This is a genomic window from Pseudomonas frederiksbergensis (assembly GCF_900105495.1).
In the GTDB taxonomy this organism is placed as follows: Bacteria; Pseudomonadota; Gammaproteobacteria; order Pseudomonadales; family Pseudomonadaceae; genus Aquipseudomonas; species Aquipseudomonas frederiksbergensis.
On sequence record NZ_FNTF01000002.1, the window covers coordinates 1,354,834 to 1,375,885 of the forward strand.

Consider the following 21,052-nt stretch of genomic DNA (forward strand, 5'->3'; position numbering starts at 1 on the left):
ATGGATAGCTGAAGCTGTCAGATCGTGTCAAGGCAGTGTCAGCAAGTCGGTGCGTACCGCAGAGGACCGGGAGTCCAGGCTGTTGTTGTAGCTGCACAGTGTTAGAGGAAGCTGCTCGGCAGTAAAAGTCACTGCGTTATTTTCATAAGCATAAATATAATCTTCACGCTTTATGTCGCCGCAGTTTGTTTTGTCTGTCGGGCCGGCGTAGTAGAAGCTATTAAAATACAAAGGTAACGAATGACGCCATGTGACGTTGTAATTCCAGTCGGCTCCCAACGTAATAATGGGTTCTGCCATTCTGACGGGTTCTGCCTCTACGAGTTGTGCTGGAGAAATCCAGACGGTTCTCAGTAGCCCTGCTGTCGGAGTCTGCTCTGCTGATTCAACGCCCAGTACGCAGAGAAAATACATGCCTGCTTTGCGACCTGTAGGAGTATTGATCAAAGCGCCGATGGTGCTTATTACGTCGCTGTAGTAGTGAGGGGACAAACAGTCCCTGGCGTCGCGGACAGTTTTAAAGCGGTAGTAAGGCTTGTCCATCGAAAAATCCAGACCCCATGTAGGCACCGTCGGGTTTCCAGTAGATGGTACGGTGGCGTATCTCAATGGAGCGTAATCGTTCAGTTCTAAATTGAAAGTTGGTTCCAGCGTGCAAGAGCTAGATGTGGTGCTGAAAATTCCTTTTGCAAAACAACTTGGTAAGTAATCGGCCGTGTGGCTGTAATTGGTTTCAGGAGACAATTCGGTTTTTTCATTTTTCACTTCACAAGCGGTGTTGAAACATAATTCATCTAGTGACGATACAAATGTAGAAGCAAATAACACGCCGACAATACTTCCTGTTTCACGATCAAGGGCAGGGCTCCCGGAAGCGCCATGACGAATACCCTTGCACCTGTTTTTCAGGGTGTTCGGAAAGGCCCACCATTTCAACACAAGCGTTGCTTCTGTTGATTCCTGATAGCAAGCAGCTAGGCGCAGACCGGATTCTGGAAGATTATCTGGTGCGCCGACAACGAGTATATCGTTAGCTATCTTGGAGGCTCTGTATGCCAGCTTCAGTGGTGTCACCCCATCTTCAAGTAGCGTAGACAGAGGGGTGTCCAGCTCCAAAATAGCAATGTCAGTGGTGGACATGCTAGCCCAGTTTACTTTTTGAATTTTGTAGCTCTTGTATTCATCCGAGGTATCGATGAAGAAGTTAAATGTTACGCTTGCCTCAAAAGGTATATCGGTGACAGGGTGTTCCAGACCTTGGGCTACACAGTGTCCTGCCGTGAGCAGATAAGCCGGGCCCAGTGCATTGTTGTCTTCGTCTCGGGTATCTAACAGGCTGGCTGTACACAGTGGTTTGCTGTCTTTGAAAATTTTTCCAATACCATTCCAATGGTTGTATTTAGCATCCTTGTTTTTCAAAAGTATCGGATTTGATTGGTTGGTCAGTCCCTCGCCGAGATCACTTGCGTGCGAGGCTTGGGACAGCAAAAGTATCAGAAAAGTGCAGTATTTAATTAGCGTAAGTTTATTTCTCATGACTGTTCCTCGGGAATTCAGATAAGCACTATCGTGGCATTAGGCTGAGTACCAAGAGACATATATAGTTATCGTGAAATCAGAAGTTCCGATCAATCAGCGGGCAGGAGGGATGCGGTAAAGCCCATCCTTGCCGTGTGCGGCTGTAGCGCGATTGCCGCGCACACTGACCATCTGTTTGATGTCGATCCAGTCAATGCCCTGAGCCTTGAGCTTGGGCAATTCACGTTCAAGCACCGCTAATGTCTGCGGATACGGATGCCCGATCATTACCGCAGAACCTTGCTTTTGCGCCAGGCTGATAGCGGTCTGCAGTTGAGTGAAAATTGCCGCTTCAGTGGGCTCGTCATCCAGGAACACATCCCGCGAAACACTTGCCAGACCAATCTTCTGCGCCTCGGCGGCGGCCACGGTTTGCGCACTGGTGCGGCTGTCGACGAAGAGCTTGTGCCGACGCTGCAAGTCCGCCATCAACCAGGCCATGGCCGCCGGCTGAGAGGTCATGCGGCTGCCCATGTGGTTGTTGATGCCGGCGGTGTAGGGCACGACCTTGAACGCTGCGTTCAGGCGTTTTTCAAGTTCGTCGATGGGCAGGTCGGGGTGCCAGGCGAACGGGCCGGTGGCCGGGTCCATGGGCATGTGCAGGATGACAATCTTGCCGGCGCGATGGGCCTCGCGGGCAAATTCGCTGGCGTGGGGTGTGTCGGGCATGATTGCTGCGGTGACCGGGCCGGGCAGGGCCAGCACGCGACGATCCCGGGGCAGGTTCTGCCCCAGGTCATCGATGATCAGGCTCAGATAAGCCTTGTGAGGTGTGGCTGCTGTTGTGGCAGGCGCCGCGTGAGCGACACCCACCAGACAGCACAGCAGGCCGAGGAACAACCGCAGGCTCATCTCAGCGGCCGGAGGTGATGCTCAGTCCTTTGAGCAGGCTCAGGGCCTGGGCCAACTGGTAATCGTCATCCTGCGGCATCGCCTTGGCTTTGCCGCCGGAACCGGTCGGTTTGTCGGCGCCGCCGTTGCCATTGCCCAAGTGACCTTGCAGATCGGCTTCCTTGAAGTACTCGCCGTCCTGCTCGTTGGTGATCTTGGCCCTGCGCACTTCGATGTCCGGGACGATGCCCTGAGCCTGGATCGAGCGACCGTTCGGCGTGTAGTACAGCGCCGTGGTGATCTTCAGTGCGCGGTCGTTGTTCAGCGGCAGCACGGTTTGTACCGAGCCTTTGCCGAAACTGGTGGTGCCCATGACCACCGCGCGTTTCTGATCCTGCAAGGCACCAGCGACAATTTCCGAGGCCGAGGCGCTGCCGCCGTTGATCAGCGCGACCATTGGCACCGCTTCGCTTTCGTCCTTGCCGGTGGCAGAGAAGCGCAGTTCGGAGTTGGCGATACGGCCCTTGGTGTAAACGATCAGGCCCTTGGTGATGAAGTGGTCGACCACTTCCACCGCCGCTTGCAGCACGCCGCCCGGGTTGTTCCGCAGGTCGAGGATGATGCCTTTGAGCTTCTTGCCGTTGTCCTTGCGCAGCTTGGCCAGGGCCTTGGAGACTTCGTCGCCGGTCTTGACCTGGAACTGGGTAATGCGGATGTAGCCGTAGCCGGACTCCAGCAGTTGGCTCTTCACGCTCTTCACTTGAATGATGGCGCGGGTCAGGGTCACGTCGAACGGCGCACCGCCGTCACGCACCAGGGTCAGGGTGATTTTCTGGCCGATCTTGCCGCGCATCTTGTCCACGGCTTCGGTCATGCTCTGGCCGCGGGTCGGCTGGCCGTTGATCTTGACGATGAAGTCGCCGGCCTGAATGCCAGCCTTGGAGGCCGGCGTGTCATCGATCGGTGAAACCACCTTGATGAAACCGTCCTCGGCACCGACTTCGATGCCCAGGCCGCCGAATTCGCCGCTGGTGCTTTCCTGCAATTCAGCGAAGTCTTCCGGGCCCAGGTAGGCGGAGTGCGGGTCGAGGTTGCTGAGCATGCCCTTGATCGCGTTTTCCAGCAGGGTCTTGTCGTCCACCGGCTCGACATACGCGGCTTTGATCCGATCCATGACCTCGGCAAAGGTGCGCAACTCTTCCAGAGGCAACGGCGCCTTGGTGGTCGCAGCAGTGCCCGCAGGCGCGATCACCGGGGCCGGTTGAGCGGCAAACGCCAGAGGCGCGCCGATCACCAGGGCGATCGTCAGGGCCAGCGAGGTAAGGCGGGACAAATGCAGCATGTCTAACGAACTCCTGAATTAGGTCGCGTGCTTATCCTTGCGCGCGACACCATTGCGCTGGATCACTCGGGTGACCCTGCTGACGAATAGCGAAATACAGCGCTGGTGTGTCCTGCCCGCCACTGTTACCCACAGTGGAGATGGACTCACCGGCTTTAACCACGTCACCCGCAGACTTGAGCAGCGTCTGGTTGTGACCATAAAGACTCAAGAAGCCGTTGCCGTGGTCGAGAATCACCAGCAGCCCGGCACCGCGCAACCAGTCGGCGAACACCACGCGACCGCCATGCACGGCGTGCACCTGACTGCCGGCGGAGGCGCTGATCATCACACCGTCCCATTTGGTGCGGGCGTCGTCGCCACGGGATTCGCCAAAGCGTGCCAGCAGTCGACCATCAACAGGCCAGGGAAGTTTTCCCCGACTTGAAGCAAAGGGACCGCCGAAGGTCTCGCCTGAACTTGATACCAGGGCGCCGGGTGTCGATCTAACGGGTTTGCGTGGGGCGTCAGTGGCGTCAGCATCTGCTGCAGCCTGGGCCTCACGTAAACGCTTTTTTTCGGCTTCCTGCTGGGCGATCAGCGCTTTTTGCCGCGCTTCTTCTGCCTCTCGAGCCTGGCGGGCCAGGGTTTCTTCGATGGTTTTAAGGACTTTAGACAGGTCTGCCTGATCCTGCTCGCGGGCCGCCAGCTTCTGATCGCGGGCCTTCACGTCGTCGCTGAGCTTGGCCAGGACTTGCTGGCGCTCCTTGCGGACTTTGTCGAGTTCGTCACGCTGGCTGTCGAGGCTGCTTTTCTGCACCAGCAATTGCGCCTGTTGCATGGCGATGTCTTTTTCGACATTGGCCAGTTGGCGCAGGGTTTCGTTGAAATTCTTCAGCTGCTCCAGGCGGGCCTGGCTCAGGTAGTCGTAATAGGTGAGGGTGCGGGCGAATTTTTCCGGGTTCTGCTGGTTGAGCAGCAGCTTCAAGTACTCCTGACGGCCGTTCTGATAGGCCGCGCGGGCCTGAATGGCGATCAGTCGTTGCTGTTCAATGCGCGCGCTCTGGAGTTTTTTTTTCTCGGCATCGAGTCGCTGCAGCTCGGATTCGCTTTTCTTCAGCTCTTTTTGCAGGGCTTCGACCTGCTTCTCGAGCTTGCCCATCTCGGTTTCGGTGCCCTTGAGTTCTTTCTGCACTCCGGTTTTTTCTTCCTGGAGTTTACCCAACAGTTTTTTCAGCTCGGCAATGTCCTGACGCGTGGCGTCCAACTGTTGTTGGGTTTGCGCGCGCTCGTCAGCAAAGGCCGGTTGGAGCAGGCAAGTCAGGGCAAGGGCTATCAGGACGCGAAGCATAGAGGCGGGCGACACCAGGGAAAGGGACGGCCTAGTATGCCCGCCAAGCGCTGCAAAAAAAACGCCCAATTGGGGCTGTGTGATGACTGGACCGGGTTGCGGAGAAAATTGTTCTATCAAACCACCCAAAACCAATGTGGGAGCGACGGTGCGACGATTCGACCTGCTCGCGATGGCGTCCTAATATTCAACATCGATGTTGGTTATCAGATTGCTATCGCGAGCAGGCTCACTCCCACAAGGTTTTGGCGGTGTTTGATAGGGCGGGTTACACCAGAATCGACGTGCCAGTCATCTCGGCCGGTTTTTCCAGACCCATCAACATCAGCATGGTCGGAGCCACGTCTGCCAGTACGCCGCCGTCGCGAACCTTGAAGTCACGCTTGCCGACATAGATGAACGGCACCGGCTCGGTGGTGTGTGCGGTATGCGCCTGGCCGGTGGTCTCGTCGGACATCTGTTCGACGTTGCCGTGGTCGGCAGTGATCAGGGCTTCGCCGCCGACTTTTTCCAGCGCATCGACGATACGGCCGACGCACAGGTCCAGGCATTCAACGGCTTTTACCGCGGCGTCGAACACGCCGCTGTGGCCGACCATGTCGCCGTTGGCGTAGTTGACCACGATCACATCGTAACGCTGGTTTTCGATGGCATCGACGATGCGGTCGGTGACTTCCGGGGCGCTCATCTCGGGCTGCAAGTCATAGGTGGCGACTTTTGGCGACGGGATCAGGATGCGTTCTTCACCCGGGAACGGTTCTTCGCGACCGCCGGAGAAGAAGAAGGTCACGTGGGCATACTTCTCGGTTTCGGCAATGCGCAGCTGGGTCTTGCCGTTTTTCGCCAGGTAGTCGCCCAGCACGTTGTCCAGGCTGCCCGCGGCGAAGGCCGATGGCGCAGGAATGCTGGCGGCGTACTGGGTCAGCATGACGAAGCCGGCCAGTTTTGGCTGGCGGGCGCGTTCGAATTCCTTGAAATCGTCTTCAACGAACACGCGGGTCAGTTCGCGGGCACGGTCTGCGCGGAAGTTCATGAACACCACAGCGTCGCCATCTTCGACTTTCACCGGCTCGCCGATGCTGGTGGCTTTGACGAATTCGTCGCTCTCGCCGCGTTCGTAAGCGGCTTGCAGGCCTTCCTGAGCGGTGGCGGCGTTGAATTCGCCGTTGCCATCGACAATCAGGTTGTAAGCCTGGGACACGCGGTCCCAACGGTTGTCGCGGTCCATGGCGTAGTAACGGCCAATAATGCTGGCGATCCGGCCTTTGCCGAGAGCCTGGAAGGCCGCATCCAGCAGTTCGATGGACGACTGGGCGCTTTTCGGCGGCGTGTCGCGACCATCAAGGAAGGCGTGCAGATAGATTTTTTCGGCGCCGCGCTTGAAAGCCAGTTCGGCCATGGCCACCAGGTGATCCTGATGGCTGTGAACGCCGCCATCGGACAGCAGGCCCATGAAATGCACGGCTTTGCCGGCAGCGACGGCTTTATCGACAGCGGCGCAAATGGTCGGGTTCTCGAAGAACTCGCCGTCGCGGATCGATTTGGTCACGCGAGTGAAGTCCTGATACACCACGCGGCCGGCACCGAGGTTCATGTGGCCGACCTCGGAGTTGCCCATCTGGCCATCCGGCAGGCCGACGTCCATGCCGCTGCCCGAGATCAGGCCGTTCGGCACGGTGGCCCACAGACGGTCCAGTACGGGCTTCTTCGCCGCAAAGATGGCGTTGGATTCAGGGCTCTCACTGTGACCGAAGCCGTCGAGAATAATCAGGACCAAAGGTTTAGGCGTGGTAGTCATGGATTCCACTCGTGGCTGAGTTAATAGAGGGCGATGGAAAAGGGAGTGGCAGTTTAAAGCTAAGTTCCGACGGCGTCACCGCCGGACGGGGTTTGGCCCACCATAGTGGCTGTGTATACTGGCCGACATTTTAACGCCCTGGAACCTCCTTCGATGGTTGCTCACCTGATTGAATTTGCCACTAACCACTATCTGCTCGTCGGTATCTTCGTCGTACTGCTGGCGTTGCTGATCGCTTATCAGATGCAAGGCGGCGGCCGCAGCCTGAGCACTGGTGAACTGACCGGGCTGGTCAACAAGGACGCGGGCGTTGTGATCGACATTCGTTCGACCAAGGACTTTGCCGCCGGTCACATTGTTGGCGCAGTGAACATTCCTCACGACAAACTGACCGCTCGCGTCGGCGAACTGGAAAAGCACAAGGCCAAGACCATCATCCTGGTCGATGCCATGGGCCAGACCGCTGGTACTCATGCCCGCGAACTGATGAAGTCCGGCTTTACTGCCGCCAAGCTCTCCGGCGGTATTTCCAGCTGGAAAGGCGATAACCTGCCGCTGGTGAAGTGAAATGAGCAACGTCGTCGTCTATTCCAGCGATTACTGCCCTTACTGTTCGCGAGCCAAGTACCTGCTCGAGAACAAAGGCGTGGCCTTCGAAGAGATCAAGGTCGATGGCAAGCCGCAGGTGCGTGCCGCCATGGCTCAGAAGGCCGGACGTACATCCGTGCCGCAGATCTGGATTGGCAGCACCCACGTGGGTGGTTGTGATGATTTGTTCGCCCTTGAGCGCGCCGGCAAGCTCGACGCCATGCTCAAGGCCTGAATGCCTTCCCTATAAGACCCCAAGATCAGAAAGGATCTGAGATGACTGACCAACAGAACACTGCAGCTAGCGAAGAAGAAACCGCACCGCAATTCTCCTTGCAGCGCATCTACGTACGTGACTTGTCCTTCGAAGCACCGAAAAGCCCGGCAATCTTCCGCCAGCAGTGGGAACCGAGCGTCGGTCTGGATCTGAACACCCGTCAAAAGGCTCTGGAAGGCGACTTCCATGAAGTCGTACTGACGTTGTCCGTTACCGTGAAAAACGGTGAAGAAGTGGCGTTCATTGCTGAAGTGCAACAGGCCGGGATCTTCCTGATCAAGAACCTCGACGACGCTTCGATGAGCCACACCCTCGGCGCGTTCTGCCCGAACATCCTGTTCCCCTACGCTCGCGAAACCCTGGACAGCCTGGTGACCCGCGGCTCGTTCCCGGCCTTGATGCTGGCCCCGGTGAACTTCGACGCGCTGTACGCACAAGAGCTGCAACGCATGCAGGCGGCTGGCGAGACTCCAACCGTTCAGTAAGCGTTCGATGCAGTAACGAAAAAAGCGCCATAACAGGCGCTTTTTTCATGGGCGGAATGATGCTGCTGGGTGCGTTGCGATGATCGTTCCCACGCTCTGCGTGGGAATGCAGCCCGTGACGCTCCGCGTCAACCGGTGCCAGGCTCGACGCCAGTGGTGCTGCTGGAACGCGGAGCGTCCCTAGAGGCATTCCCACGCGGAGCGTGGGAACGATCAGTCACATTTGTTATGCGGTGTTATTTAAAACCGAGCTGGCGCCAGCCTTCGTACACGGCGACCGCCACGGTGTTGGACAGGTTCAGGCTGCGGCAGCCTTCACGCATCGGCAGGCGCAGGCGCTGTTCACTGGGCAGGGCATCGAGTACTTCTGCCGGCAAGCCACGGCTTTCCGGGCCGAACAGGAACGCATCGCCCTCGGCGAAGCTGGCATCGTGGAACGGCCGCGAGCCCTTGGTGGTGAAGGCGAACAATCGAGGATGCCCAAGGCTTTCCAGACAGCTGGCGAGGTCTGCGTGGCGTTGCAGGGTGGCATACTCGTGGTAATCGAGACCGGCCCGGCGCAGACGCTTGTCGTCCATCTCGAAGCCCAGCGGTTCGATCAAATGCAGGTGGCAGCCACTGTTGGCGCACAGCCTGATAACGTTGCCGGTATTCGGCGGAATTTCTGGTTGGAAAAGGATGACGTGAAACATGCACGGCTCCGAAGGTAAAGATGAGCGGCATTCTACGCCGCCTGTGGACAACCGTTCGAAACTATTCCCGCGGGTGATGGCTTCGCTGGCGATTGTCGGGGTGATGGTGGGGCTGATGATCGGTCGCCTGACCACTCCCGACCCCAGCGAATTGCAGCAGGTCGAGGTGACGAACGATGGGCTGGTGGTGTGGTTCAACAACGAACCCAAGGCTCACGGCGAGTTCGTCGACGGTAGCCTCGCGTTGCTGTTCGAGGCTGAAGGAAAGTCACAGAAAGGTCAGCTCAAAATCAACGACAAGAACGCGAACTGGCGCGTGCGTTTGAGCGATGGGGGGTTGTTGCTGACGGTGGTGGCGGCCCGGCCACTGCAGGGCGAGTGGGCCGGTAGCGAGGTCGATGACCGCTGGCGGCTGGAGATCCATCTCCGGGAGCAATAAAAGAGGGAATCCCCGGCCTGCCTGTACCAAGGTTCCCAAAACGGCAGGGCTCGCGCATTGCGACGTGAGCCCGGTGTAAAGAAGGAACCCCTGACCTGCCTGTATCAAGGGCCCCAAAACTGCTTGGGCTCGTCGCTTGTGCGGTGTGAGCCCGATGTAAAAGAGGGGAATCCCCGGCCTGCCTGTACCAAGGTCCCCGAAACCGGGTAGTGAATCGAATCACTGAATGGACTATTGCAGGGGGCGTGCCAGGTTTTAACAAGTTGAAACAGAATGTCGCGCTGAAACGTCGAAAGCCCCGTATTCCGGGGCTTTCGTGTTTCTGTGATAGGGATTTTCTTGCAGATGAAGGCGGGGTTTTGGATCGGTTGCCATGCGCGATTGCGGTTCACGGTGCATTGCTGCGGTGCACGGAAGAGTGGTGAGGATCGTTCCCACGCAGAGCGTGGGAACGATCAGGTGGGGGGATTAACCCTCATCCGCCTCATCATCATCCCCACCATCAACCTTCATCCCCAATTCCTTGATCTTGCGCGTCAGGGTATTACGCCCCCAGCCCAGCAAAACGGCGGCATCGCGGCGGCGGCCGGCGGTGTGTTTGAGGGCGGTTTCGATCATGATCCGCTCGAATGCCGGTACAGCGCTGTCGAGCAGGCTCGACTGGCCACGAGCCAACGCCTGATCGGCCCACTGGCGCAGCGCTTGCTCCCAGTTGGTCACCGGCGCCGAATCCTGCGGCAGGTTCAGCAGCTCCGGCGGCAGGTCGCTGATGTGCACTTCGCGACCCGAAGCCATCACCGTGATCCAGCGGCAGGTGTTCTCCAGCTGACGCACGTTGCCGCCCCACGGCAGGTTTTTCAGGTATTCCTCGGTTTCGCTTTTCAACAGCTTTGGCTCTACCGCCAGTTCTTGCGCGGCGCGGCTGAGGAAGTGCTTGGCCAGGGTCGGGATGTCTTCGCGACGGTCCGACAGCCGTGGAATGTGGATACGAATCACGTTGAGGCGGTGGAACAAGTCCTCACGGAATTTCCCGGCATGCACCAGGGTCTCCAGATTCTGGTGCGTCGCGGCGATGATTCGCACATCGACCTTCACCGGCACATGGCCGCCGACGCGGTAGAACTCGCCGTCCGCCAGCACTCGCAGCAAACGAGTCTGGGTGTCTGCCGGCATGTCGCCGATTTCATCGAGGAACAGCGTGCCGCCGTCAGCCTGTTCAAAACGCCCGCGACGCAGGTTGGCCGCGCCGGTGAACGCGCCTTTCTCATGGCCGAACAGCTCGGATTCCATCAGGTCTTTCGGGATCGCCGCCATGTTCAGCGCAATGAACGGCGAAGCCGCACGCGGGCTGTGACGGTGCAGTGCATGTGCCACCAGCTCTTTACCGGTACCGGATTCGCCGTTGATCAGCACAGTGATGTTGGAGTGGCTCAAGCGTCCGATGGCGCGAAACACTTCCTGCATCGCCGGCGCTTCGCCAATGATTTCCGGGGTGCGGGTCAAGGCGACCGGGACTTCCAGGCCTTGCTGTTCCTGGGCGTGCTGGTTCGCGCGTTTGACCAGCGACACCGCTTCGTCGACGTCGAACGGTTTCGGCAGGTATTCGAACGCGCCGCCCTGATAGGACGCGACAGCGCTGTCCAGATCGGAGTGCGCAGTCATGATGATCACCGGCAGCCGTGGGTGCTGTTCGCGAATCCGCGCCAGAAGGTCCAGACCGCTGGCACCCGGCATGCGAATGTCGGAGATGATCACGTCCGGCTGCTGGCGCGCCAGGCGGCTCATCACGCCATCGGCGCTGTCGAAGCTTTGCGTGGTCATGCCTTCCTGCTGCAAGGCTTTTTCCAGGACCCAACGGATAGAACGGTCGTCATCGACGATCCACACGGTTTCACTACGGCTCATGTCGATGTGGCTCCTTGTTCCAGTGGCAGAAAGATCGAGAAGGTGGTGTGGCCTGGATGGCTGTCACATTCGATCAGGCCCTGGTGCTGGCTGATGATGTTCTGGGTAATGGCCAGGCCCAGCCCGGTACCGTCCGGGCGGCCGCTGACCATGGGAAAGAAGATGGTTTCCTGCAAGTCCGCGGGAATGCCCGGGCCGTTGTCGATGATTTCGATCTTGGTCACCAGGCGATGGCGCACGTGGCCGATGGTGAACTGGCGCATGGCGCGGGTGCGCAGGCTGATGCGGCCAAGGCGCAGCTCGTTCTGGCTGCTGATGGCCTGCATCGCATTGCGCACGATGTTCAGCACGGCCTGAATCATCTGTTCGCGGTCGATCAACACGTCGGGAATGCTTGGGTCGTAGTCGCGCACCAAAGTGATGCAACCCTGGCTTTCGGCTTCCACCAGATGACAAACCCGTTCCAGCACTTCATGGATGTTGCACATCGCCAGTGACGGCAGCTTGTTGGAGCCGAGCATGCGATCGACCAGATTGCGCAGGCGGTCGGCCTCTTCAATGATCACGTTGGTGTAGTCGCGCAGGCTTTCTTCCGGCAGTTCGCGAGCGAGCAATTGCGCCGCGCCGCGAATCCCGCCGAGGGGATTCTTGATCTCGTGAGCGAGGCCGCGCACCAGCATCTTGCTGGTTTCCTGCTTCGACAGCTGCGCCTCTTCCTTGGTGATTCGCAGCAAGCGGTCGCGGGGGTGGACTTCCAGCAGCAGCATGGTGGCGCCGTTGGCCAGGATGGGCGTCACCGCGTAGTCGACGGTCAGCGTCTGGCCGGTGAGGGCGGTGAGCATCGCTTCGCGCTTGGTGAACGGATGGGCTTGCTGGACCGCCTGGCGCAAGGAGTTCAGCGCCTCGGTGGATTCGGTGAACAACTCGCTGATGAACTGCCCATGGCTACGCTGACCGCTGATGGCCAGGAGCATTTCCGCCGCCGGGTTCATGTACTCGAGGCGCAGTTCGGCGTCGAGCAGAATGGTGGCGGTGGTCAGGTTGTCGAGTAGCAATCGATGCAGTGCGTCGCTAATGGTCATCAGGACCTCTTTTGGAGCAGGGCGCGCGCATGAATAAAGCGCTGATGCGAGGAAAATGCAAAAACCAAACCAAGGCTCCGAAAAGAAGCGTTTAAGGCCTGAAACGGGCGTTTGACGCTCGTTTGCGTGGCGTTCTGCCAGCTTTGACGGGTACTTTCGAACCAAAATGGGTTGGTATATGGGTATGGTGCAACCAATTGCACCAATATAGTGCGCAAACCTGAATGGCGTTAGAAGAAGCGCAGGAAGGGATTTTTTTCCTCTGCGGGCTTGTCTTTAAGCGGACATTCCGGCCGTTGGCCGTAATCGGGGAGGGTGCAGGGTCTGACCTGGCGCTTCTGCGCCAGAGAGATGCGCAGCATGTGGAACGGCTGGTTGGCGGTGCGCTCGACCGTGCGGCCCTGCTCGTCGAGGATTTCCACCGAGAGGTTGTGGCTGCCGCGATCGATGTTGCTCAGGGCGAACACCGGGCTCAAGCCGGGATCTGCGGTGGGTTGGCCATCGAGGAGCAATCGGTAGCGATGGCCACGTTGCAGACCGGGTTCGCTGGTGACGCTGACAATAATCTCTCCAGCGCTGCTGCGTACCGTGGCGTCTGGCTCCGGCACCAGTACTCTCAGCATGTCGTAGTGAAACAGTGGTTTTGTTGCGGCCTTCTTTCCAGCTACCGGTGCTGCGCCGCCAGGGTTGGCGGACATGCGGTTACTCGGCGCCATCGGGACACGCTTGGCATTGCCGGAGCCTGGCTGGTCGGTGTAAACCCGATTGCCCTGGGCGTCGATGTAGGTGAATACCTCGGCCGTCACCGGCAGGGCGATCAAGCAGATGATCAGCAGCCACAGCCTCACGGCTTATGCACCCGTTGTACGGTGAACGTCACGGTGGGACTTTGTTGAACGATGGTTTCCCCGTCGATCACCTGCACCGCGAGGCTGTGCGTGCCGCGATCAATATTGACCAGTTGCAGGATTGGCACGTTGCTCGGCTGGCCGTAAGGCTGATCGTCCAGCAACAGCCTGAACAAATGTGGGCCTTGCAGGCGGGGTTTGATCAGCACGTTAACAGTGAAGGTGCCGTTGTTGGCACGCAGCGCTTCGGTGGTGGGCAAGTTGGTCAGTTCCAGCACCTCGTAAGCGCTGCGCGGCTGTTCGCGACTGCTGGCTTCAGCCGGTGGCGCAGGAGGCGCCTGGGGCTCAACCCTGTTCAGCGGTGGCAACTCGACCGGTTGAGCCTTCACGCCATCGGGCGGTTGATTGCTGTAGGCGGTGTTGCCGTCGGCGTCGGTGTACTTGTAGATCTGCGCCATCACAGGGCAAGCGAAAGACAGCAGCAGAAATATCAAAAGTGACCGCATCCAGACTCCCTGTGGGTATCAAGGTTACTCCGACAGTGGAATACCTTGGCTGCCAGCATAGAACACAATGAGTTCTACCGGCTTGTCACCGGTTTTGCCGCGATGGGTGATGTTAACCATTTCAGCCACCGCATCGCCCTGCTTGAAGCGTCGGATCTGGCCGCTGTCCTTGCTCTCGACTGTCAGCTCGCCGGCAAGAATGTACGCGGCATTGGGGATTGGATGGGTGTGCCAGTCGAGTGCAGTGTTCGCAGGTATCTTGAGTTTCAGGAGCGACAGCTCAGGTGCTGCCTTCGGGTAGGCGATGTAAGGCGTGTCGTCCCAGGATGCACTGCTTTGAAGTAGAACTTTACGTTCGATTGCCGCCGTCGATGCTGCTGGGTTGCAGCCCGACAGGGCACCTGCGGTCAAGGTGCCAAGCAGGGTTGTAAGCATGTAGATCTTCATCGTTCCATCCGTTGAGTGCAGGCAAGTCGGTACAGGCTACGAGCAACTCAAATGGATTGATGCCAGACGAAACTGTGAATGTCATGGGAGATGGATCGATTGCTTGTCAGAAATTGCAGAGCGGCTCATCCGGATGCTTCCATGCAAGGCCCGATAACCTTGCGCAACCCGCTGTCGTCTTCTGGCAATACAAACTCTGCAATCAGTGGGGTATCACCCTTGAGCGAAGGCAGTGTCAACGTTACAGGTTGACCACGGGCTGTGTCAGTGAGCCAGTAATGCAACTCGCGCTTGTCGATGCTCGTACCAAACTCGAATACCCAACCGTCTTCTTGCAGGCTCCTTACCGAGCCCGAACCGCTGACCAGAGAGCTGATGGGCGCGCGTGTGCCGGTTGTCAGGCGCAATGGTCCGTTTGCCGGCGCGCCCGGGCCTTCATAATCATCGGCATTGAAGCCAAGTCGCTGGGTCGGGATAGTCAGGGACATTCTCATCGGGTTATCAGGATGACAACTTATCGCCAATAGGGCCTCGCCGGTTTTGCCCTCATAGCGCGTATTTCCGCTGAGAAGGGCAATTTGAAACCGGCTGTAATCGGAAGATTTTTCCACCAGCCAGTGTTTGCCCTGACCAGTGGTATGGGAACTATCCGATGCGGCCCAGGCAGGTGTCAGCGCCGCAAGAAACAACGCTAGTGAATAAATAGAGGCCGATGCTGATTTCATCTGATGGTCCTTCCGAAAAGTCCCGGGACAGTAAATGAAAATTGCCTGGAAGTTTCACAGAACTATTTTCAAAAAATGTTTTGCCTGAAAACTTACGCCCACAAAAAAGGCCTCCCGAAGGAGGCCTCATTTGTTACGCCGCGTGTGCTGGCGCTACCGGATCAGCAGCTGTAGTACAGCTCGTATTCCAGTGGGTGTACGAAGGTACGAACCTTGATTTCTTCTTCGCTTTTCAGGGCGATGTAAGCGTCGATGAAGTCGTCGCTGAAAACGCCGCCTTTGGTCAGGAACGCACGACCTTTGTCCAGCTCTTCCAGGGCTTCTTTCAGGCTGCCGCAAACTTGTGGGATCTCTTTCGCCTCTTCAGGCGGCAGGTCGTACAGGTTTTTGTCAGCTGCGTCGCCAGGGTGGATCTTGTTCTGGATACCGTCCAGGCCGGCCATTACCAGGGCAGCGAAGGCCAGGTACGGGTTGGCTGCCGGATCCGGGAAGCGAGCTTCGATACGGCGGGCGCGAGGGCTGGATACGTAAGGAATACGGATCGAAGCGGAACGGTTGCGAGCCGAGTAGGCCAGCATTACTGGCGCTTCGAAACCTGGGACCAGACGCTTGTAGGAGTTGGTCGACGGGTTGGTGAAGCCGTTCAGCGCCTTACCGTGCTTGATGATGCCGCCGATGAAGTACAGGGCAGTGTCGGACAGGCCGGCATAGCCTTCGCCAGCGAAGGTGTTCTTGCCATCTTTGGCGATGGACAGGTGAACGTGCATACCCGAACCGTTGTCGCCGTACAGCGGCTTAGGCATGAAGGTCGCGGTGCGGCCGTATGCATCAGCAACGTTGTGTACGCAGTACTTCAGGGTCTGAACTTCGTCAGCCTTGGCGACCAGGGTGTTGAACTTCACACCGATTTCGTTCTGGCCGGCAGTCGCCACTTCGTGGTGGTGAACTTCGATGACCAGGCCCATTTCTTCCATGGCGTTGCACATGGAGGTACGGATTTCGTGGTCGTGGTCGAACGGCGGAACAGGGAAGTAGCCGCCTTTGACGCCTGGACGGTGGCCTTTGTTGCCGCCTTCCACGTCCTGGTCGGACATCCACGAACCCTGTTCGGAGTAGATCTTGAACATCGAGCCGGAGATGTCGGACTTGAACTTCACTTCGTCGAAGATGAAGAACTCAGGCTCTGGACCAACGAATACGGTGTCGCCGATACCGGTCGACTTCAGGTATTCCTCGGCACGCTTGGCGATCGCACGTGGGTCACGGTCGTAGCCTTGCATGGTCGAAGGCTCGATCACGTCGCAAACCAGGATCAGGGTTGGCTCTTCGGTGAACGGGTCGAGAACGGCAGTGCTGTCGTCCGGCATCAGGATCATGTCGGAGGCTTCGATGCCTTTCCAGCCAGCGATGGAGGAACCGTCGAACATTTTGCCTTCTTCGAAGAAAGCTTCATCCAGCGCGTCGCGAGCCGGCATGGTCACGTGATGCTGAGTGCCTTTGGTATCCGTGAAGCGCAGATCAATCCACTTGACGTCATGATCTTTGATGAGTTGAACCGACTTCGACATAGTGTCCTCCGGGTGGCTTCGGGCTTAGTAGTGGATGCCCTTAGAATGTGGGTGATGCCGGCGCGAATACTCTGCCAAGGCAACCTGCCTCACAAGGGAGCAAATTGCATGCCAGTGCCCCACCATGGGTTTTTTGCCCCATTTTCACGCTTATATAGAGGTAAAGCGCAGCAAAGCTGGAAATAGCGCCCTGTAATGTAGCGCCATATTCCACAAATGACCTGTTTTGGTGCGCGCAAAACCTTCTGCACATTAACTGGTTAAACCTTGAGCAATTTCCGCTATAATCCGCGCCCCCCTTTTTCGGCTGGCCCAGCGCGCGCTGTTTTCATGAAACTAATCGTAAAAGTCTTCCCCGAGATCACCATCAAGAGCCGCCCGGTACGGATGCGTTTCATCCGCCAGTTGGCCAAAAACATCCGTACCGTGCTCCGCGACCTGGACCCGGCCGTGGTGGTGAACGGTGTGTGGGACAATCTCGAGCTGGAAACCCGCGTCAGCGAGCCCAAAGCCCTGAAGGAGATGACCGAGCGCCTGAGCTGCATGCCGGGCATCGCGCATTTCCTGCAAGTCGACGAATACCCGCTGGGCGACTTCGACGACATCGTCGCCAAGTGCAAGCAACACTTCGGTGATGCGTTGGCCGGGAAGATTTTTTCGGTGCGCTGCAAGCGTGCCGGCAAGCATGAATTCAGCTCGATGGATGTCGAGAAATACGTCGGCAGCCAACTGCGTCGTCAGTGCGGCGCCGCCGGAATCTCGCTCAAAGAGCCTGAAATCGAAGTTCGCATCGAAATTCGCGACAAACGGTTGTTCGTGATCCACAGCCAGCACAACAGCATCGGCGGTTATCCGCTGGGGGCCTTGGAACAGACGCTTGTACTGATGTCCGGCGGCTTCGATTCCACTGTAGCTGCCTACCAGATCATGCGCCGCGGGCTGATGAGCCATTTCTGCTTCTTCAATCTGGGCGGACGAGCCCATGAACTGGGCGTTATGGAAGTCGCGCACTTCATCTGGAAGAAGTACGGCAGCTCCCAACGCGTGTTATTTGTCAGTGTGCCTTTCGAGGAAGTACTGGGAGAAATTCTCGGGAAAGTCGATAACAGTCATATGGGCGTAGTTTTGAAGCGTATGATGTTGCGCGCTGCTTCCCGTATTGCCGATCGGCTGGAGATCGAAGCGCTGGTCACCGGCGAAGCGATTTCCCAGGTGTCGAGCCAGACGCTGCCGAACCTGTCCGTGATCGACTGCGTGACCGACAAGCTGGTCTTGCGACCGCTGATCGCCAGTCACAAGCAGGACATCATCGACCTGGCCAACGAAATCGGGACTGCCGATTTCGCCAAGCACATGCCGGAATACTGCGGGGTCATCTCGGTGAACCCCAAGACCCACGCCAAGCGTCCACGCGTGGAGTACGAAGAACAACAGTTCGACATGGCAGTGCTCGAGCGTGCGCTCGAAAACGCCAAACTGGTGCCGATCGATCGCGTAATCGACGAATTGGGCCAGGATTTGCAGATCGAAGAAGTCAGCGAAGCTCTGGCGGGCCAGATCATCATCGACATCCGTCATCCGGATGCCGCTGAAGACGAGCCGCTTGAACTCGCTGGCATTGAGGTGCAGACGATGCCGTTTTATGCATTGAACGCTCGTTTCAAGGAACTGGACCCTACTCGCCAGTACCTGCTGTATTGCGACAAAGGCGTGATGAGTCGCCTGCATGCCCACCATTTGCTCAGTGAGGGGCATGCCAATGTGCGCGTTTATCGACCGAGCTAAGAGCCCGGGGCTGTATGCCTGTGGCCTGCGTCACCGGCCCCCCGACCCTGCCGTCAAGCTGTAACGGCAAGGCCTGACTCTACTGTAAATCGCTGCCAAGACTTGTCAGCACACCGAATCCTCTGATCGAGATACACAAGTGATCGAAAATCTACGCAACATCGCCATCATTGCTCACGTTGACCATGGTAAGACCACCCTGGTAGACAAACTCTTGCGTCAATCCGGCACCCTGGAGCGCAACGAGCTCAACGACGAGCGCGTGATGGACTCCAACGACCAGGAGAAAGAGCGCGGTATTACCATTCTGGCGAAAAACACCGCCATCAACTGGAACGGCTACCACATCAACATCGTGGACACCCCGGGCCACGCCGACTTCGGCGGCGAAGTTGAACGCGTAATGTCGATGGTTGACTCCGTTCTGCTGCTGGTTGACGCTCAAGACGGCCCTATGCCGCAAACCCGTTTCGTGACCAAGAAGGCTTTCGAAGCCGGCCTGCGTCCAATCGTGGTGATCAACAAGGTTGACCGTCCAGGCGCGCGTCCGGACTGGGTTCTGGACCAGATCTTCGACCTGTTCGACAACCTCGGTGCTACCGAAGAACAGCTGGACTTCAAAGTTGTCTACGCCTCGGCCCTGAACGGCATTGCCGGTCTGGAACACACCGACATGGCTGAAGACATGACCCCGCTGTACCAGTCGATCGTCGACAACGTACCTGCGCCGAAAGTCGACCGTGAAGGTCCGTTCCAGATGCAAATCTCCGCTCTGGACTACAACAGCTTCCTGGGTGTTATCGGCGTTGGCCGTATCGCTCGTGGTCGCATCAAGCCGAACACTCCGGTTGTCGCTATCGACGCCGACGGCAAGAAGCGTACCGGTCGTATCCTGAAGCTGATGGGTCACCACGGTCTGCACCGTATCGACGTTGAAGAAGCAGCTGCCGGCGACATCGTCTGCATCAGCGGCTTCGACCAGCTGTTCATCTCCGACACTCTGTGCGACCCACTGAACGTCGAAGCGATGAAGCCGCTGACCGTTGACGAACCAACCGTTTCCATGACCTTCCAGGTAAACGACTCGCCTTTCTGCGGTAAAGAAGGCAAGTTCGTCACCAGCCGTAACATCAAGGAACGTCTGGACAAGGAACTGCTCTACAACGTTGCCCTGCGCGTTGAAGAAGGCGACACCGCCGACAAGTTCAAAGTCTCCGGCCGTGGTGAGCTGCACCTCTCGGTACTGATCGAAACCATGCGTCGCGAAGGCTTCGAAATGGGTGTTGGTCGTCCGGAAGTGATCATCCGCATGGTTGACGGCGTCAAGCACGAACCGTACGAAAACGTGACCATCGACCTGCCGGAAGAATCGCAAGGTTCGATCATGGAACAGATCGGTATCCGTAAGGGCGACCTGACCAACATGGTTCCGGATGGCAAGGGCCGTGTGCGCCTTGAGTACAACATCCCGGCTCGTGGCTTGATCGGTTTCCGTAACGAGTTCCTGACCCTGACCTCCGGTGCAGGCATCCTGACCTCGATCTTCGACCGTTACGACGTGATGAAGTCCGGCGACATGTCCGGCCGTCAGAACGGCGTGCTGGTTTCGGTTGCTACCGGTAAGGCTCTGACTTACTCGCTGGAAACCCTGCAAGCTCGCGGCAAACTGTTCCTGGGTCACGGTGAAGACGTGTACGAAGGTCAAATCGTCGGCATCAACAGCCGCGACAACGACCTGGGCGTTAACCCAACCAAAGGCAAGAAGCTCGACAACATGCGTGCCTCGGGTAAAGACGAAACCATCGCTCTGGTTCCGCCTATCCGTTTCACCCTGGAACAAGCTCTTGAGTTCGTGCAAGAAGACGAACTGTGCGAAGTCACTCCTAAGTCCATCCGTCTTCGTAAGAAGATCCTGGGCGAAAGCGAGCGTACCCGCGCTGCCAAGAAAGCCGGTAACTGAGTTTCGACTTAGTTAGCTGCTAAAAAAACGCCCCCGACCGCAAGGTCGGGGGCGTTTTTGTTTGTCTGGGGTTTGAAGATCGTTCCCACACTCTGCGTGGGAATGCAGCCCGGGACGCTCCGCGTCCCTAAAGCGGACGCGGAGCGTCCGTTGAGGCATTCCCACGCGGAGCGTGGGAACGATCAGGGTTGGGTTAAAACTTTTCGAGGGTGCGACGGCTCTCGCTGGTCTCGCGCGCCACTTCTTTGGGCTTATACGCGCAATACCCCGGCCGCGGCCCGATTTTCGGGTGGTTGCGGCAAGTATCCGGGCGCTTTTCATAAATAGTGCACAGACGGCTCTTACGATCCAGGTACAGGCAATCGTTATTGCTCATGCGCTGAAGGGTGAAGATCTCGGACTTCTGGTTGTAACGCTCGACGATCCCTTCCTTCTGCAGACGCTTGGCGATGTTCTTCGGCGGCTCGCCTCGCTCGAATTCATCGACGATGCCGATACGGATCAGATCCTTGATCTTGACCTCGACCGGCAGGGTGCAGCAGCTGGAAACACACGAACCACACATCGGGGCGGAGTACTTGGCCCAGGTATCGAGGCGATCGATCTCCGCGGCGGCGATCAGGTTGGACTTCATCATCGGTTGTTACCAGCGTGCATCAGGGCGCGCGATCATACCGGGACTGGTGGATTTTTGAACAACCTTTCGCCAGATTTTTTCGTATTTCGCCCGATAACACCTGTAACCCGGCACGGCCCCTGCATTCTTTCCGGTGCGCGGCAAGGTAATGTCGATCTATCTCACACTAACGGGAAAAACTGCCGAACCAGAGTTCCAACGGCCTGTCAGACCGTCTAGGCTCAACAAC

20 protein-coding genes are annotated in these 21,052 nt (G+C 57.9%); 6 read left to right on the plus strand and 14 right to left on the minus strand.

What is annotated here, in order from left to right; all coding sequences use genetic code 11:
- Positions 1 to 27: 27 nt before the first annotated feature.
- From BLW70_RS06805 to gpmI, 5 genes are all read right to left on the minus strand, one after another.
- Positions 28 to 1,536 (minus strand): trypsin-like serine peptidase, encoded by a 1,509-nt coding sequence (locus tag BLW70_RS06805; RefSeq protein WP_074872724.1) that lies wholly within the window; start codon positions 1,534 to 1,536, stop codon positions 28 to 30.
- A 96-nt stretch (positions 1,537 to 1,632) separates the two neighbouring features.
- A complete protein-coding gene (locus BLW70_RS06810; RefSeq protein WP_074872727.1) occupies positions 1,633 to 2,430 on the minus strand; it encodes a divergent polysaccharide deacetylase family protein in 798 nt (265 codons plus the stop codon).
- Between the two features lies 1 nt (position 2,431).
- Positions 2,432 to 3,751: a S41 family peptidase gene (locus tag BLW70_RS06815; RefSeq protein WP_074872730.1), complete on the minus strand. Its 1,320-nt coding sequence runs from the start codon at positions 3,749 to 3,751 to the stop codon at positions 2,432 to 2,434.
- Positions 3,752 to 3,782: 31 nt separating this feature from the next.
- A complete protein-coding gene (locus BLW70_RS06820; RefSeq protein ID WP_074872733.1) occupies positions 3,783 to 5,081 on the minus strand; it encodes a murein hydrolase activator EnvC family protein in 1,299 nt (432 codons plus the stop codon).
- Positions 5,082 to 5,349: 268 nt separating this feature from the next.
- Positions 5,350 to 6,879, minus strand: a complete 1,530-nt coding sequence (gene gpmI, locus BLW70_RS06825; protein ID WP_074872736.1) for a 2,3-bisphosphoglycerate-independent phosphoglycerate mutase — start codon at positions 6,877 to 6,879, stop codon at positions 5,350 to 5,352.
- 153 nt (positions 6,880 to 7,032) lie between these two features.
- Between gpmI and BLW70_RS06830 the strand changes: the two genes are divergently transcribed.
- Genes BLW70_RS06830 through secB form a run of 3 tightly spaced genes read left to right on the plus strand, consistent with a single transcriptional unit; the run spans position 7,033 to position 8,229 of the window.
- Positions 7,033 to 7,446, plus strand: a complete 414-nt coding sequence (locus BLW70_RS06830; RefSeq protein WP_008149429.1) for a rhodanese-like domain-containing protein — start codon at positions 7,033 to 7,035, stop codon at positions 7,444 to 7,446.
- Between the two features lies 1 nt (position 7,447).
- The gene (grxC, locus tag BLW70_RS06835) at positions 7,448 to 7,702 is read left to right on the plus strand and encodes a glutaredoxin 3 (RefSeq protein ID WP_008149430.1); all 255 of its coding nucleotides are present in this window, start codon (positions 7,448 to 7,450) and stop codon (positions 7,700 to 7,702) included.
- A gap of 41 nt (positions 7,703 to 7,743) precedes the next feature.
- On the plus strand, positions 7,744 to 8,229 hold the full coding sequence (gene secB / locus BLW70_RS06840) for a protein-export chaperone SecB (RefSeq protein ID WP_007897410.1): 486 nt from the start codon (positions 7,744 to 7,746) through the stop codon (positions 8,227 to 8,229).
- A 236-nt stretch (positions 8,230 to 8,465) separates the two neighbouring features.
- Here secB and BLW70_RS06845 read toward each other — a convergent pair whose 3' ends face one another.
- Positions 8,466 to 8,921: a tRNA (cytidine(34)-2'-O)-methyltransferase gene (locus BLW70_RS06845; protein WP_008068783.1), complete on the minus strand. Its 456-nt coding sequence runs from the start codon at positions 8,919 to 8,921 to the stop codon at positions 8,466 to 8,468.
- Here BLW70_RS06845 and BLW70_RS06850 point away from each other — a divergent pair.
- Positions 8,920 to 9,360 (plus strand): hypothetical protein, encoded by a 441-nt coding sequence (locus BLW70_RS06850; RefSeq protein WP_074872739.1) that lies wholly within the window; start codon positions 8,920 to 8,922, stop codon positions 9,358 to 9,360. The genes BLW70_RS06845 and BLW70_RS06850 overlap by 2 nt on opposite strands.
- Positions 9,361 to 9,828: 468 nt before the next feature.
- Here the strand turns inward: BLW70_RS06850 and ntrC are convergent, their stop codons facing one another.
- The 7 genes from ntrC to glnA form a co-directional block, all read right to left on the minus strand.
- Positions 9,829 to 11,265 carry a nitrogen regulation protein NR(I) gene (gene ntrC, locus BLW70_RS06855; protein ID WP_074872742.1) on the minus strand — a complete coding sequence of 479 codons (1,437 nt, stop codon included), beginning with the start codon at positions 11,263 to 11,265 and terminating at the stop codon, positions 9,829 to 9,831.
- Positions 11,262 to 12,347, minus strand: a complete 1,086-nt coding sequence (gene glnL, locus BLW70_RS06860; RefSeq protein WP_074872746.1) for a nitrogen regulation protein NR(II) — start codon at positions 12,345 to 12,347, stop codon at positions 11,262 to 11,264. The genes ntrC and glnL overlap by 4 nt, the downstream gene beginning before the upstream one ends.
- 230 nt (positions 12,348 to 12,577) lie before the next feature.
- A complete protein-coding gene (locus BLW70_RS06865) occupies positions 12,578 to 13,195 on the minus strand; it encodes a DUF4124 domain-containing protein (protein ID WP_074872750.1) in 618 nt (205 codons plus the stop codon).
- Entirely contained in the window at positions 13,192 to 13,701 is a 510-nt protein-coding gene (locus BLW70_RS06870) for a DUF4124 domain-containing protein (RefSeq protein WP_074872753.1), read from the minus strand. Before BLW70_RS06870 ends, BLW70_RS06865 begins: the two co-directional genes overlap by 4 nt.
- 24 nt (positions 13,702 to 13,725) lie before the next feature.
- Entirely contained in the window at positions 13,726 to 14,148 is a 423-nt protein-coding gene (locus tag BLW70_RS06875) for a cupin domain-containing protein (protein WP_083383345.1), read from the minus strand.
- Between the two features lie 125 nt (positions 14,149 to 14,273).
- The gene (locus BLW70_RS30070) at positions 14,274 to 14,873 is read right to left on the minus strand and encodes a hypothetical protein (protein WP_139273363.1); all 600 of its coding nucleotides are present in this window, start codon (positions 14,871 to 14,873) and stop codon (positions 14,274 to 14,276) included.
- Between the two features lie 161 nt (positions 14,874 to 15,034).
- Positions 15,035 to 16,441 carry a glutamate--ammonia ligase gene (gene glnA / locus BLW70_RS06885; RefSeq protein ID WP_046045568.1) on the minus strand — a complete coding sequence of 469 codons (1,407 nt, stop codon included), beginning with the start codon at positions 16,439 to 16,441 and terminating at the stop codon, positions 15,035 to 15,037.
- A 330-nt stretch (positions 16,442 to 16,771) separates the two neighbouring features.
- Here glnA and thiI point away from each other — a divergent pair, with 330 nt between their 5' ends.
- Positions 16,772 to 18,226 carry a tRNA uracil 4-sulfurtransferase ThiI gene (gene thiI, locus BLW70_RS06895; protein WP_074872759.1) on the plus strand — a complete coding sequence of 485 codons (1,455 nt, stop codon included), beginning with the start codon at positions 16,772 to 16,774 and terminating at the stop codon, positions 18,224 to 18,226.
- A gap of 139 nt (positions 18,227 to 18,365) precedes the next feature.
- The gene (gene typA / locus BLW70_RS06900; RefSeq protein WP_008149445.1) at positions 18,366 to 20,186 is read left to right on the plus strand and encodes a translational GTPase TypA; all 1,821 of its coding nucleotides are present in this window, start codon (positions 18,366 to 18,368) and stop codon (positions 20,184 to 20,186) included.
- A gap of 193 nt (positions 20,187 to 20,379) precedes the next feature.
- Here typA and BLW70_RS06905 read toward each other — a convergent pair whose 3' ends face one another.
- Positions 20,380 to 20,823 carry a YkgJ family cysteine cluster protein gene (locus BLW70_RS06905; RefSeq protein ID WP_008149447.1) on the minus strand — a complete coding sequence of 148 codons (444 nt, stop codon included), beginning with the start codon at positions 20,821 to 20,823 and terminating at the stop codon, positions 20,380 to 20,382.
- Positions 20,824 to 21,052 lie beyond the last annotated feature (229 nt).